Below are 16411 nucleotides of genomic sequence, written 5' to 3'. Positions count from 1 at the left end.
GAAGCATGCGTAGAAAATCGCCCGCCGTGCCATTAAGGTGCGTCGGGCGCTTGTATACCAAGGCAACCTGCCTATAATGATGCAAGTTAAAACGCCGAGCGCATCGCACGCACTTGCATTAGGCATCCGAGAGGAGAAAACATACCCATGAAGGCACTCTACAATGACGGTTCGGTGGCCGAGCTCCCGCAGGACGAGGTCACGCACGTCATCCGCCACTCTGCCGCGCATATCATGGCGCAGGCCATCAAGCGCCTGTACCCCCAGGCCGACTTTGCCTACGGTCCCGCGACCGACAACGGCTTCTACTACGACGTCGACCTGCCCGAGGGCGTCAAGATCAGCGAGGACGACTTCCCCGCGATCGAGGCCGAGATGAAGAAGATCGTCAAGGAGAACCTCAAGTTTTCCGTGTACGAGAAGCCCCGCGCCGAGGCCATCGCCCTTATGGAGGAGCGCGGCGAGAAGTACAAGGTCGAGCACATCGGCGACCTGGACGACGACGCCCGCATTACCTTCTACCAGCAGGGCGACTACATCGACATGTGTGTCGGCCCCCACATCTGCTACACCAAGGCGCTGAAGGCCTTTAAGCTTACCGGCGTCTCGGGCGCCTACTGGAAGGGCGACAAGGACAACAAGATGCTCACCCGCATCAACGGCGTCGCCTTTGCCACCAAGGAGGAGCTCGACGAGCACATGCGCATGCTGGAGGAGGCCAAGAAACGCGACCACCGCAAGATCGGCCGCGAGATGGACCTCTTTATGATGCGCGACGAGGCCCCCGGCTTCCCGTTCTTCCTGCCCAACGGCATGATCCTTAAGAACACGCTGCTGGACTACTGGCGCGAGATCCACCACAAGGCCGGCTACGTGGAGATCTCCACGCCGCTCATCATGAACAAGCAGCTGTGGAAGACCAGTGGCCACTGGGACCACTACAAGGACAACATGTACTCCACCGTCATTGACGACGAAGAGTACTGCATTAAGCCCATGAACTGCCCGGGCGGCGTGCTGGTGTACGCCTCCAAGCCGCACTCCTACCGCGAGCTGCCCATCCGTGCCGGCGAGATTGGCCTGGTGCATCGCCACGAGCTGCGCGGCGCCCTGCACGGCCTGTTCCGCGTGCGCTGCTTTAACCAAGATGACGCCCACCTGTTTGTGCGCCCCGACCAGCTGACCGACGAGATCGTGGGCGTGGTCAACCTCATCGACTCCGTGTACCAGAAGTTTGGCTTTAAGTACCACGTTGAGCTTTCCACCCGCCCCGAGGACTCCATGGGTTCGGACGAGGACTGGGCGCGCGCCGAGGAGGGCCTGCGCACCGCTCTGGAGAAGCTGGGTATGGACTACGAGGTCAACGAGGGCGACGGCGCCTTCTACGGCCCCAAGATCGACTTCCACCTGGAGGATTCGCTCGGCCGTACTTGGCAGTGCGGTACCGTTCAGCTCGACTTCCAGATGCCGCTCAACTTTGATCTGGAGTACGTGGACGCCGACGGCACCAAGAAGCGCCCCATCATGCTGCACCGCGTATGCTTTGGCTCCATCGAGCGCTTTATCGGCATTCTGATTGAGCACTTTGCGGGCAAGTTCCCCACCTGGTTGGCTCCCGTGCAGGTCAAGGCACTTCCGGTTTCCGAGAAGAGCCGCGACTACGCGCACGAGGTGTGCGCCAAGCTGGAGGAGGCCGGCATTCGCGTGGTCTGCGACGACCGCGACGAGAAGATCGGCTACAAGATCCGCGAGGCCCGCAGCATCGACCGCGTGCCCTACATGCTCATCCTGGGCGAGAAAGAGGTCGAGGCCGGCAACATCTCCGTCCGCGATCGCTCCAACGAGACCGTTCAGATGAGCGTTGACGAGTTTGTTGCGAAGGTGCTCGAGGAGATCAAGACTCGCGCTTAAGGCAAGCTTCACAACAATTAACAAAGGCGACCGTCCGCATAGGTCGGTCGCCTTTTTTCATGCCCAAATAAGAAAAGCCGCTGGTTGAGCGGCTTTTCTTATTGCACAAAAAGGTACAGGTTTTTGTAGAGGGGTATGGAGATGTACCTACTAGCAGTACATTTTGCGTAATCTGGGTAAACGCTGATTAATTGCTCGTATAATGTCGTCTGTCGAAAGATACAAAAACCTGTACTTTTGCGACTGCGCCTAGCTGCGAGCGAGAAGCCTGTTCTAAACGCCCCTGCATTTGCGTGCATCGCAAAGCCAAAAGAGGGGGCGAGAACATGGAACAGACGGCACGGCGCCAAGAACAGCTGCCGGGCGCATTTAACGGCGCCACTACCAACAGCCAGCACGGCCGCGTTCGCTGGTATCTGGTCCACACCCCCCATGGAAAAGAGCGCGAGACCTGCGAAAAGGTCCGCTGCATTATCCCGCACGAGCTGATGCAGGACGCTTTTGTGATGCAAAAGGAGTTCTGGTTTAAGCGGGACGGCGCATGGTCGCTCCAAACCAAACCCATGTACAAGGAATATTTCTTCGTCGCCACGCACGATGCCGCTGTGCTCGATAGGGCTTTGGCCCAGCTGAGCTTTGGCTGCCGCATCGCCGGCAGTAGGGAGCGGGCGTACATGCCCATGCCGGACGACGCACAGGACTGGTACCGCAGCGTTCTGGACGACGACGGCGTGGTGCGCAACAGCGTCGCGCGCATAGAAGACGGCGTGTTGCACATAGAACAGGGGCCCTTGGTGGGGCAAGAGGCCCGTGTAAAGAAGATAGACCGTCATAAGCGCTGGTGCCTGGTAGACGTGGGCGAGGGTGACTCCACATTTAGGGAGCTGCTTCCGTTAGACGTGCCCAGCAAAACGTAAGGGAGACGTTGCGCCGGCAAATTACTTGATTTTGGATTCATAGATGGGGGGGGGTTCCTGGGGACAGGAACGTAAGTTTTATTGTGGCTGCTAAAGAAGTAACAGAGACAAATGCGCCCGTGGGGGCGGCGCTGATTGCTCAGGCCATGGACCGGCGTGAGGGCGTCGGCCGCTACAACGCTATGCAATCCATCATGGACTGGGATCGCTCGCGCCTAGCCTACCGCACCGTCAAGCGCGCGTTCGACATCGTGTTCAGCGGTGCCGTGCTCGTCGTTATCGCGATCCCCAGCTTGGTGCTGGCGGCGGCCATCCGCATGGAGAGCGAGGGCAGCCCCTTCTACAGCCAGATCCGCGTTGGTCAGACCCGCCCAGACGGCAGCCTATCAACCTTCCGCATGTGGAAGTTCCGCTCCATGTACAAGGACGCCGACGAGCGCCTCGCCGAGCTCAAGGAGCAGAACGAGATCGCCGGCGCCATGTTCAAGATGAAGGAGGACCCGCGCGTCACCAGGATCGGCAAGTTCATCCGCAAGCATTCCATCGACGAGTTCCCGCAGTTCCTGAACGTGTTCCTGGGCCAGATGTCCGTGGTAGGCCCGCGCCCGCCGCTGCCCAACGAGGTCGCTGAGTACACCGAGTACGACTTGCAGAGGCTAGCAGTGAAGCCAGGTATTACGGGGCTCTGGCAGGTGACGGAGCGAAACTCCACCGGGTTCGACGGCATGGTCCGCCGTGATCTCGAGTACATAGCCAAGCGCGGAATCGTCATGGACCTCAAGATCGTCCTCCTCACGGTTCTTGAGGTCTTCAACGGAAGCGATGCGTACTAATGCCTAACTCTAATGCTCGATTCGAATCGGAGAAGAAAATGAAGATTGCCGTCGCCGGCACCGGCTACGTCGGCCTGTCCCTCGCCGTCCTGCTCTCGCAGCACAACGAGGTCCACGCGCTGGACATCGTGCCCGAGAAGGTCGAGAAGATCAACAGCTACCAGTCGCCCATCCAGGACGACGAGATCGAGCGCTTCCTGGCGGAGGCAAAGGCGGGGGAGCGAAAGCTCGACCTGCACGCCACCGTCGACGTGGCGGAGGCCTACACGGGCGCCGACTACGCCGTCATCGCCACGCCCACCAACTACGACTCGGACAGGAACTTCTTCGACACGAGCTCCGTCGAGGCCGCCATCGCCGCAGTGCGCTCGGTGAATCCGGACGCCTGGATCGTCATCAAGTCGACGATCCCCGTGGGCTACACCGCGGGGCTTCGCGATAGGCTGGGCGACAGCAAGATCTTCTTCAGCCCCGAGTTCCTGCGAGAGAGCAGGGCGCTCTACGACAACCTGCACCCCAGCCGCATCGTGGTGGGCGCGCCGAAGGATGACGCTGAGGCCGTTATAGCCGCCGAGAAGTTCGCCGGCCTGCTCGCACAGGGCGCCGACCCCGCCGAGCTGGAGCGCGTGAACGCCGACGGCACCAAGGGCATCCCGGAGCTCGTGCTGGGCACCACCGAAGCCGAGGCCGTGAAGCTGTTCGCCAACACCTACCTGGCGCTTCGCGTCGCCTACTTCAACGAGCTCGACACCTACTGCGAGGTCCGCGGGCTCAACACCCGCGACGTCATCGACGGCGTCTGCCTGGAGCCGCGCATCGGCAGCCACTACAACAACCCCAGCTTCGGCTACGGCGGCTACTGCCTGCCCAAGGACACCAAGCAGCTGCTCGCCAACTACAAGGACGTGCCCCAGAACCTGATCGAGGCCATCGTGGAGGCCAACCGCACGCGCAAGGACTTCGTCGCCGACGAGGTGCTGCAGATGGTGTGGGACCGCGTGTACGAGGGCAAGCCGAAGCCGGTCGTTGGCGTCTACCGCCTGACGATGAAGTCCAACTCCGACAACTTCCGCGCGAGCTCCATCCAGGGCGTCATGAAGCGCGTGAAGGCCAAGGGCGTGCCCGTGGTGGTCTACGAGCCCACGCTGGACGCGCCGGAGTTCTTCGGCTCCGAAGTGACCCACGACCTGGAGGCCTTCAAGGCCGGCTGCGACGTGATCGTCGCGAACCGCTGGAGCGACGAGCTCGCGGACGTGGCTGACAAGGTCTATTCACGCGACTTGTTCAAACGAGACTAGGTGGTATGAATGGCAAATAGAAAAGTCCTCGTCACAGGAGCCGCCGGGTTCATCGGTGCGTTCCTCGTCAAGAAGCTGATCGAGGAAACCGATGACGCCATCGTCGGACTCGACAACCTCAACAGCTACTACGACCCCGGCATCAAGGACGCGCGCCTGCGCATGCTGGCCGAAGCCGACACAGACGGCCGCTTCACCTTCGTGCGCGGCGACCTGTGCGATGCCGCCCTCATCGAGCGCTTGTTCGCACAGAACGGCTTCGACGTCGTTGTGAACCTCGCCGCCCAGGCGGGCGTTCGCTACTCCATCGAGAACCCGCGCGCCTACCTGGAGAGCAACCTCGTCGGCTTCTTCAACGTGCTCGAGGCCTGCCGCCACCACCCGGTCAAGCACCTGGTCTACGCGAGCTCCAGCTCGGTCTACGGCGGCAACAAGAAGGTGCCGTTCTCCGAGGAGGACCGCGTCGACTCGCCGGTGTCGCTCTACGCCGCCACCAAGAAGTCCAACGAGCTCATGGCCGCCGCCTACTCCAAGCTCTACTCCATCCCGGCCACCGGCCTGCGCTTCTTCACGGTTTACGGCCCCATGGGCAGGCCCGACATGGCCTACTTCGGCTTCACGGAGAAGCTGCGCCGCGGGGAGACCATCAAGATTTTCAACATGGGCGACTGCCGCCGCGACTTCACCTACGTCGACGACATCGTCGAGGGCGTCAAGCGCGTCATGGACGCCGCCCCCGAGGTGAAGATGGGCGAGGACGGGCTGCCCCTCGCCGCGCACCGCGTCTACAACATCGGCAACTCTCATCCCGAGAACCTGCTCGACTTCGTCGACACGCTGCAGCGCGTGCTGGTGGAGGAGGGCGTGCTTCCCACCGATTACGACTTTGAGGCCCACAAGCAGCTCGTGCCGATGCAGCCCGGCGACGTGCCCGTCACCTACGCCGACACCACGGCGCTCCAGCGCGACCTGGGCTACAAGCCCGCGACGCCGCTCGAGGACGGCCTGAGGGCCTTCGCCAAGTGGTATAAGCGCTATTACGGGGGCTGTTGCTAGCGTGCGAATCGCAATGATTGGGCATAAGCGGTTTGGCTCTCGCGAAGGTGGGGTCGAAGTCGTTGTCACGGAACTGGCGCGTCGTATGGCTGCTCTTGGGCATGAGGTTACATGTTACGATCGCTCCGGCTCCGACGTAATGACCGGTGAGGCGACATCCCTTTCCGAGCGCATCGCTGACGGTGTTCGTATTGTGCCGGTAAAGACAATTGATAAGAAGGGCCTTGCTGCACTTTCTTCGTCCTATTTTGCGACTCGACAGGCGATTAAGGACCGTCCTGACGTGATTCATTACCACGCCGAAGGGCCCTGTGTTCCACTTCCCCTTGCCCGTCGGGCAGGAATTCGCACCGTTGCAACGATCCACGGTCTTGACTGGCAGAGGGCCAAGTGGGGACGACTTGCTAGCACTTGTATCAAGATGGGCGAGAAGGCGGCTGCAACCCAATCGAATGAGCTGATTGTCCTGTCGTCGTCTGCGGAGGGCTACTTCAAGCAGGAATACGGTCGTGAGGCCACTCTCATACACAATGGAGTGGAAATCCGTGAGCGTATTGATGCCAGTTTAATCGCTGAGCGTTGGGGCCTATCTCGTGGCGACTACATCTTGTATCTTGGCCGACTGGTGCCCGAGAAGCGCGGTGATTTGCTCGTTGATGCTTTCCGTCGGCTCGATACCGATAAGCGCTTGGTCATTGCTGGCGGAGGTTCTGACACCGATGCATTTGAGATTGAGCTTAGAAAGCGGGCTGGTTCTGACCCGCGCGTTATTTTTACTGGATTCGTCACGGGTGACCTTCTCGCCGAGCTCTATTCGAATGCATATGTCTACGTGCTCCCTTCCGATGTGGAAGGTATGCCACTTTCTCTTATGGAAGCCATGTCCTACGGTACATGTTGCGTTACGAGCGATGTGCCCGAATGCGCTGACGTTCTTGGAAGCGCCGGCGCAACTTTTGCCAAAGGCAACGTTTCTGAGCTTACTCGCGTCCTTCGCGGCCTTCTGGATAATCCGGAAAGGGCCAACAAGCTCGGCGAGAGTGCTCGCGAGCGCGTGAGAAATAACTATGACTGGGATTCCGTCGTCGAACGGACCCTCGAGCTTTATCAAGGAGAGGCCCGATGAAGATAATCTTGGCGAATTATCGCTACTATGTCTCGGGCGGTCCCGAGATTTATATGTTCAACGTTAAGCGCCTTCTCGAAGACGCCGGTCATACTGTTATTCCGTTTTCGGTCCGCAGCCCGCTCAATGAGGGTACGCCATATTCTCGCTATTTTCCCCATGGGAAGAGCGAGTTGGGTGACGCCTACTTTAACAACGTTAAAAAGACTCCGAAGAACGTCGCTCGTTTGCTCTCCTGCGCTTTCTATAACCGCGAGGCATATAAGAATCTCCGCCGTCTCATTCAGGACGAGAGGCCGGACGTCGTTTACGTTCTGCAGCAGATTAACGCGCTTTCTCCCAGCATCTTCAAAGCGTGTCACGATGAAGGCGTAAGGGTTGTCCACAGGCTTTCGGATTTCAATATCATGTGCCCCCGTTCCGATTTCCTTTGCAACGGGGAGGTTTGTACTGCTTGTATCAACGGTGATTACTCCAAGGCTGCCGATATGTCCTGCTGCCATGGCTCGAGGGCCACAACTGCAGTACGCATCGCGTCGATGAAATTCCACCGCTGCAAGCGCCTGTTTGATTATGTGGATGCATTCGTCTGCCCCTCCGCGTTCACGGCGTCCCTTCTCAAGAAGTCCGGTGTACCAGGGGAGAAGATTAATGTTGTTCCGACGTTTACTACGGCTCCTTCTCGGTCTGAGGTCTGTCCTGCCGCGGGAAAGTACGCACTCTATCTTGGTAGGATCAGTCCCGAAAAGGGCGTTGATCTAACCGTAGATGCCGCCATGCGCAACAGCGGTGTTAGGCTCAAGATCACTGGTCGTACCGACGACGAGTACGCTGCGTCAATTAAAACGGCTGTAGAAGAGGCCGGCATATCGGACCGCGTAGATTTCGTAGGCTTCGTTAAGGGCGAGGAGAAGGAGCGCCTCATTGACGGCGCCGCTTGCGTTCTCTGCCCATCGACTTGGTTTGAGAACATGCCCAACACCGTGCTAGAGGCCTACGCACATGGCAAGCCGGTTGTTGTTTTCGATATCGGCTGCATGCCGGAGTTGGTGGAGAACGGGGAGACTGGTTCCGTGCTTCCCCTGGGCGACGTTGATGCCCTTTCGAAAACCATCGCCTTTTACCTGGAGAATCCGGATGAAGCCAGACGTCAGGGTATGAATGGTCGTAATGCCGTGCTAATGAAATATACACCGCAGAACCATCTCGAAAAGCTTGAAGCAATTCTTGATCCTGCATGCGCCAAGAAAGAGGACTAATCCACATGGCCGAAAAGAAACTCAACGGTACCGTCATCGTCACCTACCGCTGCAACGCGCGCTGCACCATGTGCAACCGCTACAAGGCTCCGAGCCGCCCGGAGGAGGAGCTCTCCATCGAGACCATCAAGAAGCTCCCCAAGATGTACTTCACCAACATCACCGGCGGCGAGCCCTTCATCCGCCAGGACCTCAAGGACATCGTGCGCGAGCTCTACAAGAAGTCCGACCGCATCGTCATCTCCACCAACGGCTTCTTCACCGACCGCATCATCGACCTGTGCGAGGAGTTCCCCAACGTCGGCATCCGCATCTCCATCGAGGGCCTGCAGCAGACCAACGACAAGATCCGCGGCCTGGATAACGGATACAACCGCGGCTACGCCACGCTCAAGAAGCTCGTCGAGCTCAAGCACCCCGACGTGGGCTTCGGCATGACGGTCCAGGACCTCAACGCACCCGACCTGGTGCCCCTCTATAAGATCTCCGACGAGCTGGGCATGGAGTTCGCCACGGCGTCGCTGCACAACAGCTTCTACTTCGTCGAGGCAAAGAACATCATCCACGACCGCCCCATGGTGGCCAAGAACTTCGAGGACCTGGTCAACGATCTGCTAAGGTCCAACAGCCCCAAGAAGTGGTTCCGTGCCTACTTCAACCACGGCCTCATCAACTACATCTACGGCCAGCCGCGCCTGCTGCCTTGCGACATGGCGTTCGACACCTTCTTCATCGACCCCTACGGCGACGTCATGCCCTGCAACGGCACCAAGGACAAGGAGGTTATGGGCAACCTCAACGAGGAGTCCTGGGACGAGCTCTGGAACTCCGAGCAGGCCGAGAAGGTCCGCGCGAAGGTTCGCCACTGCGACCGCAACTGCTGGATGATCGGCTCGGTGAGCCCAGCCATGCACAAGTACATCTGGAAGCCCGGCTGGTGGGTGCTCAAGCACAAGGTGAAGGGCCTTTTCACCAAGAGGCCCTACGACATGCACGAGCTCAAGGTCGTTCGTGATTATGAGGAGGGCCGCGTCACCAAGGAGCAGCTCGACGCCTGCTCCACCTGCGACCTGTGTGCCAAGATCAACGACGGCCTGTCCGAGGCGTCCAAGGCCGATGCGCACGTATACGAGACGCATGAGGCAATGTAGGGGTATAGCGTTGTCGGCCTTTGGCCTTACTATTTTGCGCGCAGATAGCAAGTTTTCTTAGTTATTTTGCTCGGAAGACAAGTCATCTTTTTTTCTACTCGCAAGAGGAGGTATCTAAGCTTGCATTGCCCGAAGATGCGGGGCAAAGGTGAATTTGCGTTTGGCGTTATAGCTCTTTTCGTCTGCTTATTTGCTTATTGCTCTTCTCTGATAACTTATAGAATTAGTTTTGTTATTTTTGCTTTGAGTATCATGCTGATGATTGCCCTTGCCGTTCGAAGTGGCAGGATTGTGTCCTTTGATCTGAGGGCAATCGTGCCACTATTGCCATGGGGCGCGGTTGCTGTCATGGCTGCTATCGGATTTGTACTGGGCGGTGGTTACGACCTTTCTGCAACTATTGCCCTTGTCTCCGTAGTTGTTATTAGTTATTTTGCAGCTGAAAACTCTAATTGGATTCTGCCTGCCGTTAAAGTTTTTATTGGGGTTTTACTCATTTTTGCATTGGCAACTATTGCCTGCTATGTAGCGCCTCAGCTCTATACTGGTTTTATAAAACCGACGTTCTATTCAAATGTGCCAATGGCAATGGACTATCGATCGGGTTTAGCGTCACACTATAGTCATAATGGAACTTTCTGCACGATAGGCTTAATACTTGCTTCCTCTATGTCCTTTTATGGCAGCGAGTCAAGTTCAACTAAACGGTTCTACGGCATTCTTGCGTTAATTTTCTTTATTGCTCTTGTTTTGACTACAAAAAGGGCTCATTTGTTGTGCGGGATTTTTGCTATTGGTTTGGTTTACTTGCTTTCTGGCAATAGCCATAAATATCTTAAGGCTATTGGAGTCACGGTATTGGTGCTGCTTGCCGTGGCTATCCTTGCGCCTCTTGTTCCTGGCGTTGAGGCGACAATCGAAAGATTGAATTCAACCTTTTCCAGTGGTACCAGCTTCGAGGACAACGTTAACAATAGGACATTTCTTTGGAATTACGCCCTTAATGGCCTTTCCCAGGCACCTTTATTTGGTCATGGCTGGACTAGCTACTGCTATCGTTGGCCTGACGGTTTTACTATTACATATATGGCGCACAATGAGCTCCTTAATCTTTTATATGAAACCGGGTTTTTTGGAACTGCCTTGGTTCTTGCTAGCTGTCTAACAAGTTTTGTATTAACCTTCACGACTATTTCGAGGGTTGTGGAGGGGCAACAAAAAGCTTTTCTACGCCTTTCACTTTGCATTCAGGTTTTCTTTTTAAGCTATGCATTTACGAGCGGAGCTCTATTCACAACGATTCCAAACCTGATTACGTATTTCTTTGCTATCGCGATAACTTGCAGCCTCCGGTGGAATTCAATTTCCCGCCAAAATGCTGCGTAAGAGCAACGGAGATAATTAATGGGAAAAATTAGTAAAGCAGTTCAGTATATGAAGCATCCTTTGAGAACTTACTCATTAATCTCAAAATGGGGATGGACTCGCTGCTTGCCTGATGAAATTCACTTAAAAATAATGTATAGGGCGCTGATTGGAAAGAACATCAATCTTGATAATCCAAAAGGCTTTAACGAGAAGCTGAACTGGCTAAAGCTTCATGATCGTAACCCTCTCTACAATATCCTTGTTGACAAGCTGGCTGTTAAGCAGTGGGTCGCCGACAAAATTGGCGCTCAATACGTTTCTGAGACTTATGACTCTTGGGACCGTGTCGAGAGCATAAGCCTCGAGAATCTTCCCGAACAATTCGTGCTTAAGACGAATCATGACAGCGGCGGAGTTGCTATCTGTCGCGACAAGTCCTCGTTTGATTTTGATGCGGCCAAGAGGGTTCTTCGTAGACATCTCAAGAGTAATTATTTTTGGTGGACAAGGGAGTGGCCCTATAAGGATGTTACCCCCATGGTCATGGCGGAGGAGTATCTCGAGGATGAAGGCTTCGATACTGGCCTAGTTGACTATAAAGTCACGTGCTTTAACGGAAATCCTCGCCTAATTGAGGTGCATAGGGGCAGGTTTGGTGAACATACTTGCAACTATTACGATCAGGATTGGAATCCAGTCACCATCGATTGGGCCGGCATCCCAGTTTCTCCTGTTGAGGTCGAGCGGCCTGAAAAGCTTGAGAAAATGCTCGAGTTGAGCAGTGTTCTCACTAGGGGAATTCCTCAAGTACGTTGTGATTGGTATGTTCTGGGCGATCGCTTAGTTTTCGGAGAGTTAACGCTGTTTAATGGAGCCGGACTTGATCCCATTGATGAGAAAAACGATTTATGGCTCGGATCGCTCATTGATTTGTCACTTGCCTATGGGGATCAATAATTAGTTTAGAAGCACGATAAGGTGATTATTAATATGAGAATTGGTATCGTTACATTATTTGGTAATTTTAATTACGGCAATAGACTTCAGAATTATGCGCTTCATACCGTTTTGAGCCAAATGGGGCATGATGTAGATACGCTCGTTACTCTTGAAAAATCATCTGCACTTAAATCCATTTTTCACAAGTATTTTGAAAAGGAGAACGGTGCGATAAGGTTCAGGACTAAAAAGGAGCGTGGTCGCGATGCCGCTTTTTCTAAGTTTACAGATTCTCTAATTCCTACAAGAATTATTTCAACGAACGGCAGTGGTATTTCGTCTCAATTGAATGATGAGTACGACTATTTTGTTGTCGGAAGTGACCAGGTCTGGAATCCCCTTTGGTGGGGCGATTCGCTGGAGTGCAGATGCGCCAATGATTATCTTCTTCAATTTGCCGACGCTAATAAACGAGTAGCATACTCAGCCAGTTTTGGCCTGGCATCTCTTCCCGAGAATTGGGCGTCTTCCTTTAAGGAAGCTCTTGAATGTTATTCGGATATTAGTGTGCGAGAAGATGCCGGAGCTCGCATTGTAGAGGAACTGACTGGTCGAAAAGTGCCGGTTACCCTAGATCCGACCATGCTTTTGACTGCAAATCAATGGCGTAAGATAGAAAAGCCTGTGGCTTGCAAGCAGAAGTACGTATTTCAATTTAATCTTGGCGAGCAGTCTGATGCTCAGGTTAAATTGACGGCGGAGTTGAAGTCGCTCGGGTATGAAATTATTGACTACATGAATCCTAACTGTCGCTATTTTGGCGGTGATCCTTCGGATTTCCTTTCTTATATCGATAAGGCCGACTGTGTCTTAACCGATAGTTTTCATGCATCGGTTTTTTCGATTTTGTTTAAGCGTCCCTTTGTCGTTTTTGATCGTAAACATGCGAACGGTTCCAACATGAACAGTCGTATTAACACCTTGCTGCAGATGTGTGGCCTCGAGGAACGGTGGGGTATTTCGGATGCGACAAACGCGCTTAACTGCGACTATTCTGGAATCGACCGTGCTATAGATATTCGCAGGGCATATTCCAATTCATACTTATTAGACGCTTTGTCACGTTAAATTCGTCCCTTCAGTTATCGGAGAACACATGTCTCTCAAATCAGATGTTAAAGATGGCTTATATGATGTCTTAGAGAACGTCAAGATTCATCGCGCTCGACAGGCAGAAATTGCAAAGTTTAAAGATCCCAAAAGAAAATCTATTCTCAGTGATGTCGAGCTCTCTTCCGAGCAAATGCGTGCCATCGACAAGTTTTATGTTGAGAACTATGGTAGAAAAATCCCTTACACATGGCATCGGCATAATCTTGCAATTTCTGGCAAGTTCGATGTCAGGTTTTTTCCAGAACTCCTGTTTATCCCTGAGTTTGAACGATATATGAATATGCCGGTGGCGTATGCCACCGTATTTGAGGATAAGAATCTTCTTCCATTGTTTGCCGAAAGAGCTGGGGTTAGAACTCCACGTCCAATCGTTACAAGCACGTCTGGGGTTCTTCGCAATTCCGACTTCAAAGAGATTTCCAAAGAGACAGCACTTAATTTAATTGGCAACTGTGGTGCTTGCTTTGCAAAACCGACCGTAGGGACTTGTTCGGGCGAAGGCTGCGGGTCTTATTGCTTTGCTTCCGGTGTCGATGCTGCGACGGGTGTTACTGCTGGAGAATTATTCGAATTGCTCGGCAGTGATTTTACAGTTCAAGAAGTAATCTCATGCCATTCTTCAGTGGTTAAATTACATCCTGAGAGCGTTAATACGCTGAGGATTATGACATACCGCTGGCAAGGCGAACTCCGTTCTTTACCTCTGCTGATGAGGATTGGTCGCGGAAAGAGTGCGGTGGATAATGCGCATGCTGGCGGCATGTTCATTGGCATTTCAAATGAAGGTTTGCTTGCACCATCGGCCCTTACTGAGTTTAATGATCGGTTCGAGAAACATCCTGACACGGGGGTTGTTTTTCAGGGATATAAGATTGCTGGTGTTCCCGGTGCTATTGATGCGGCGAAGCGCATGCATTCGTTGATGCCTCAAATGGGCCTTATCAGTTGGGACTTTACCATCGGGGAAGATGGCGCGCCGATTGTTATTGAAGCCAATATTAGGGGAGGCTCTATTTGGCTTTCCCAGATGGCGAATGGCATTCCAGGGTTTGGTGACGCAACGGCGGAAATACTTCAGTGGCTTCGTTTCATGAACAATTTGGCTCCTCACGAGCGGCTTAAATATAAATTCGGTTACAAAGAATTGGGGTAGTTGCCGCCTATGAAAGGCAAAGTATCGATAATTATTCCCGCATTTAATGTTGAGAATTATATCGGGCGCGGTGTCTCTTCCGCTCTTTCCCAGACGTATGAGGACATTGAGGTTGTCGTTGTCGACGACGGGTCGTCTGATGGCACTTGGAGTGTTCTCCAGACGTATTCTGCTGATTCAAGAGTGGTGCTTTCACGGCAAGAAAACTCCGGTGTCTCTCGCGCACGTAACCATGCGCTGAATCTTGCGACTGGTGACTATGTTATCTTTCTCGACTCTGATGACTGGCTTGAACCTGAAGCATGCGAGCAGATGATGCGGATGCAAAGCCTTAAACCGGGTGCCCTAATTGCTGCAGATGCAAATTTTGTTTCTGTGGTTAACGGCTTGGAGGTTTGCGGCAATCAGATTGTCGACATGTCCATTGAGGATCTATCCTCCGATGCCGCTATTCTCCGCTTTGGAGTTTACAATTCGATACATATCGGCAGTTCCTGCTATAAGCTTTTTTCTCGTGAGTTAATTGAACGGTGCGGCTTAAGGTTTGATGAGCGGATTGCCCATACCGAGGATGGTCTTTTTGTATTTACCTATCTTAAGGTATGTCGCGGCCTTCACTATGAGCCCCTTGCGTTGTGGAATATTTTGGATCGCCCTGGAAGCGCTACCACCAGCGGCTTCAACCATAGTTTGATAAGCTCTCTCGATGCTATTGATCAGATGATTGGTTATCCAGGGAACAGTCCTGAGATCGTTAGTCATCTTCGTCAGTTCAAGGTTCATGAGGCTTTGAGGATTCTTGGAATGGGTATCGATTCGGGCCAAATGAGCTCGAACGAGGAAGATCGATTATTTAACGCTATTAGGTTTACCGAGTGTGACAGTTCTCAGCTAAGTGGTGTCGATAGGGTGCGTAGAGCGATGTATCTTAACGCTCCACGAATTGTTTCGAGGGCATTTAATTCAACATTGCGTGCCGTAAAGAAGAGGAAATGAGAATGACTCAGCAAGAACAGTCGGGAAGGGCTGATAGGGCACCAGAAATCATCTCTCTGGGTGATTCCTGCTGTGGATGCGGCGCCTGCTCTGCCAAATGCCCGAAGGGATGTCTTTCGATGACGCCGGACGAGGCGGGCTTCTTAAGGCCCAGCTTCAATTCCGACCTATGTATCGGGTGTGGTGCTTGTGACTCGACTTGCCCCGTATTAAGTCGCAATCCCGTTGTCGAGCCTGTTGAAGTGTCTTGGGCCAAGTCTCTTTCAAGTGATGTTCTCCAGCAATCATCGTCTGGAGGGCTCTTTGGTGTGCTTGCCGATGCTGCTATTAAGTCCGATGGCGTTGTCGTTGGGGCTTCTTTCCAGGAGCACTGCCATACGGTTCGACATGAGTGTGCTACTGATTTAGAGGATCTTAAAAGACTCCAACGATCAAAATATGTTCAAAGCGAGATTCCTGCTTCTCTTTATCGAGAGGTCAAGGAATATCTTCTGGCGAAACGCTTAGTTTTCTTTACGGGCACTGCTTGTCAGGTTTCCGGCATGAGGAACTATCTGGGCAAGCTAGCAGATTCCGCTTTCTTTATTTCTGCTGACGTTATCTGCCACGGCGCCCCATCGCCTCTGCTCTGGAGAAAATGGATTGAATTCCAGTCTTCTGCCCAAAACTCTGAAATTGATGATGTCAATTTCCGGAGTAAGACGACCGGATGGTCGTCTTACTCCGTCCTTTACTACGCAAGGACGGAGAAAGACGATTGTCGCGTCACCGGCGGACGTTATGGCGACGATTGGTATATGAGAGCATTTTTGGATAACGCGTCATTACGTTCTTCATGTTTTGATTGTCCGGCAAAGCGCTCATGTGGCTCTGATTTAACTCTTGGCGATTTTTGGGGATTCCCCTCCATTCATCCCGAAGTTGATTCCTCTATGGGGGTCTCTGCCGTTCTGTGCAATACCGATAAAGGCAAGAAATGGTTCGAAAGAATATCGCCTAAGCTCGAAATAGGGCCTTCTAGCTATGACGAGGTGATTGGCGGGAATCCTGCGCTTGCCGCTTCAGTGGCTCCTCATCCTCAAAGATGCAAATTTATGCGTGCTCTTGCCAAAGGGGCGAGTATCAAGGAGCTTTCTTCGAGGTGGAGCTTCACGGATACATTTTTTATTCGTTTGAGACGAAAGCTCAAGCGAATGCTCGGCAATTAGGCTGCATTCGTTGTAATCGCTAT

At 53.6% G+C, this 16411-nt stretch carries 14 protein-coding genes; all 14 read left to right on the top strand.

Annotation, left to right across the window (positions count from 1 at the left end; all coding sequences use genetic code 11):
- Nucleotides 1-147: 147 nt before the first annotated feature.
- The gene (gene thrS, locus DWV20_RS00960) at nucleotides 148-1911 is read left to right on the top strand and encodes a threonine--tRNA ligase (RefSeq protein WP_118256140.1); all 1764 of its coding nucleotides are present in this window, start codon (nucleotides 148-150) and stop codon (nucleotides 1909-1911) included.
- A gap of 326 nt (nucleotides 1912-2237) precedes the next feature.
- On the top strand, nucleotides 2238-2828 hold the full coding sequence (locus DWV20_RS00955) for a hypothetical protein (protein ID WP_118256139.1): 591 nt from the start codon (nucleotides 2238-2240) through the stop codon (nucleotides 2826-2828).
- A gap of 83 nt (nucleotides 2829-2911) precedes the next feature.
- Nucleotides 2912-3661 (top strand): sugar transferase, encoded by a 750-nt coding sequence (locus DWV20_RS00950; RefSeq protein ID WP_233539740.1) that lies wholly within the window; start codon nucleotides 2912-2914, stop codon nucleotides 3659-3661.
- 38 nt (nucleotides 3662-3699) lie between these two features.
- On the top strand, nucleotides 3700-4959 hold the full coding sequence (locus DWV20_RS00945) for a nucleotide sugar dehydrogenase (RefSeq protein WP_118256138.1): 1260 nt from the start codon (nucleotides 3700-3702) through the stop codon (nucleotides 4957-4959).
- Between the two features lie 9 nt (nucleotides 4960-4968).
- The gene (locus DWV20_RS00940) at nucleotides 4969-6015 is read left to right on the top strand and encodes an NAD-dependent epimerase/dehydratase family protein (RefSeq protein ID WP_118256137.1); all 1047 of its coding nucleotides are present in this window, start codon (nucleotides 4969-4971) and stop codon (nucleotides 6013-6015) included.
- A gap of 13 nt (nucleotides 6016-6028) precedes the next feature.
- Nucleotides 6029-7141 (top strand): glycosyltransferase family 4 protein, encoded by a 1113-nt coding sequence (locus DWV20_RS00935; protein WP_233539739.1) that lies wholly within the window; start codon nucleotides 6029-6031, stop codon nucleotides 7139-7141.
- Nucleotides 7138-8400: a glycosyltransferase family 4 protein gene (locus tag DWV20_RS00930; RefSeq protein WP_118256135.1), complete on the top strand. Its 1263-nt coding sequence runs from the start codon at nucleotides 7138-7140 to the stop codon at nucleotides 8398-8400. Before DWV20_RS00935 ends, DWV20_RS00930 begins: the two co-directional genes overlap by 4 nt.
- Nucleotides 8401-8405: 5 nt before the next feature.
- Complete coding sequence (locus DWV20_RS00925; protein WP_118256134.1) at nucleotides 8406-9551, top strand: radical SAM protein; 1146 nt, start codon at nucleotides 8406-8408, stop codon at nucleotides 9549-9551.
- Between the two features lie 120 nt (nucleotides 9552-9671).
- Entirely contained in the window at nucleotides 9672-10937 is a 1266-nt protein-coding gene (locus DWV20_RS00920) for an O-antigen ligase (protein WP_147346294.1), read from the top strand.
- Between the two features lie 105 nt (nucleotides 10938-11042).
- Nucleotides 11043-11876, top strand: coding sequence for an ATP-grasp fold amidoligase family protein (locus tag DWV20_RS00915; RefSeq protein WP_158566263.1), 834 nt, complete (start codon nucleotides 11043-11045; stop codon nucleotides 11874-11876).
- Nucleotides 11877-11909: 33 nt separating this feature from the next.
- The gene (locus DWV20_RS00910; RefSeq protein ID WP_118256131.1) at nucleotides 11910-12986 is read left to right on the top strand and encodes a polysaccharide pyruvyl transferase family protein; all 1077 of its coding nucleotides are present in this window, start codon (nucleotides 11910-11912) and stop codon (nucleotides 12984-12986) included.
- Between the two features lie 28 nt (nucleotides 12987-13014).
- Nucleotides 13015-14184, top strand: a complete 1170-nt coding sequence (locus tag DWV20_RS00905) for a sugar-transfer associated ATP-grasp domain-containing protein (RefSeq protein ID WP_118256130.1) — start codon at nucleotides 13015-13017, stop codon at nucleotides 14182-14184.
- A gap of 9 nt (nucleotides 14185-14193) precedes the next feature.
- Nucleotides 14194-15180, top strand: coding sequence for a glycosyltransferase family 2 protein (locus DWV20_RS00900; protein WP_147346293.1), 987 nt, complete (start codon nucleotides 14194-14196; stop codon nucleotides 15178-15180).
- Entirely contained in the window at nucleotides 15177-16388 is a 1212-nt protein-coding gene (locus tag DWV20_RS00895; protein WP_118256128.1) for a Coenzyme F420 hydrogenase/dehydrogenase, beta subunit C-terminal domain, read from the top strand. Before DWV20_RS00900 ends, DWV20_RS00895 begins: the two co-directional genes overlap by 4 nt.
- Nucleotides 16389-16411 lie beyond the last annotated feature (23 nt).

Source organism: Collinsella sp. AF02-46-1, assembly GCF_003465825.1.
Lineage (GTDB): Bacteria > Actinomycetota > Coriobacteriia > Coriobacteriales > Coriobacteriaceae > Collinsella.
This window is presented reverse-complemented; position numbering and strand designations above follow the sequence as displayed.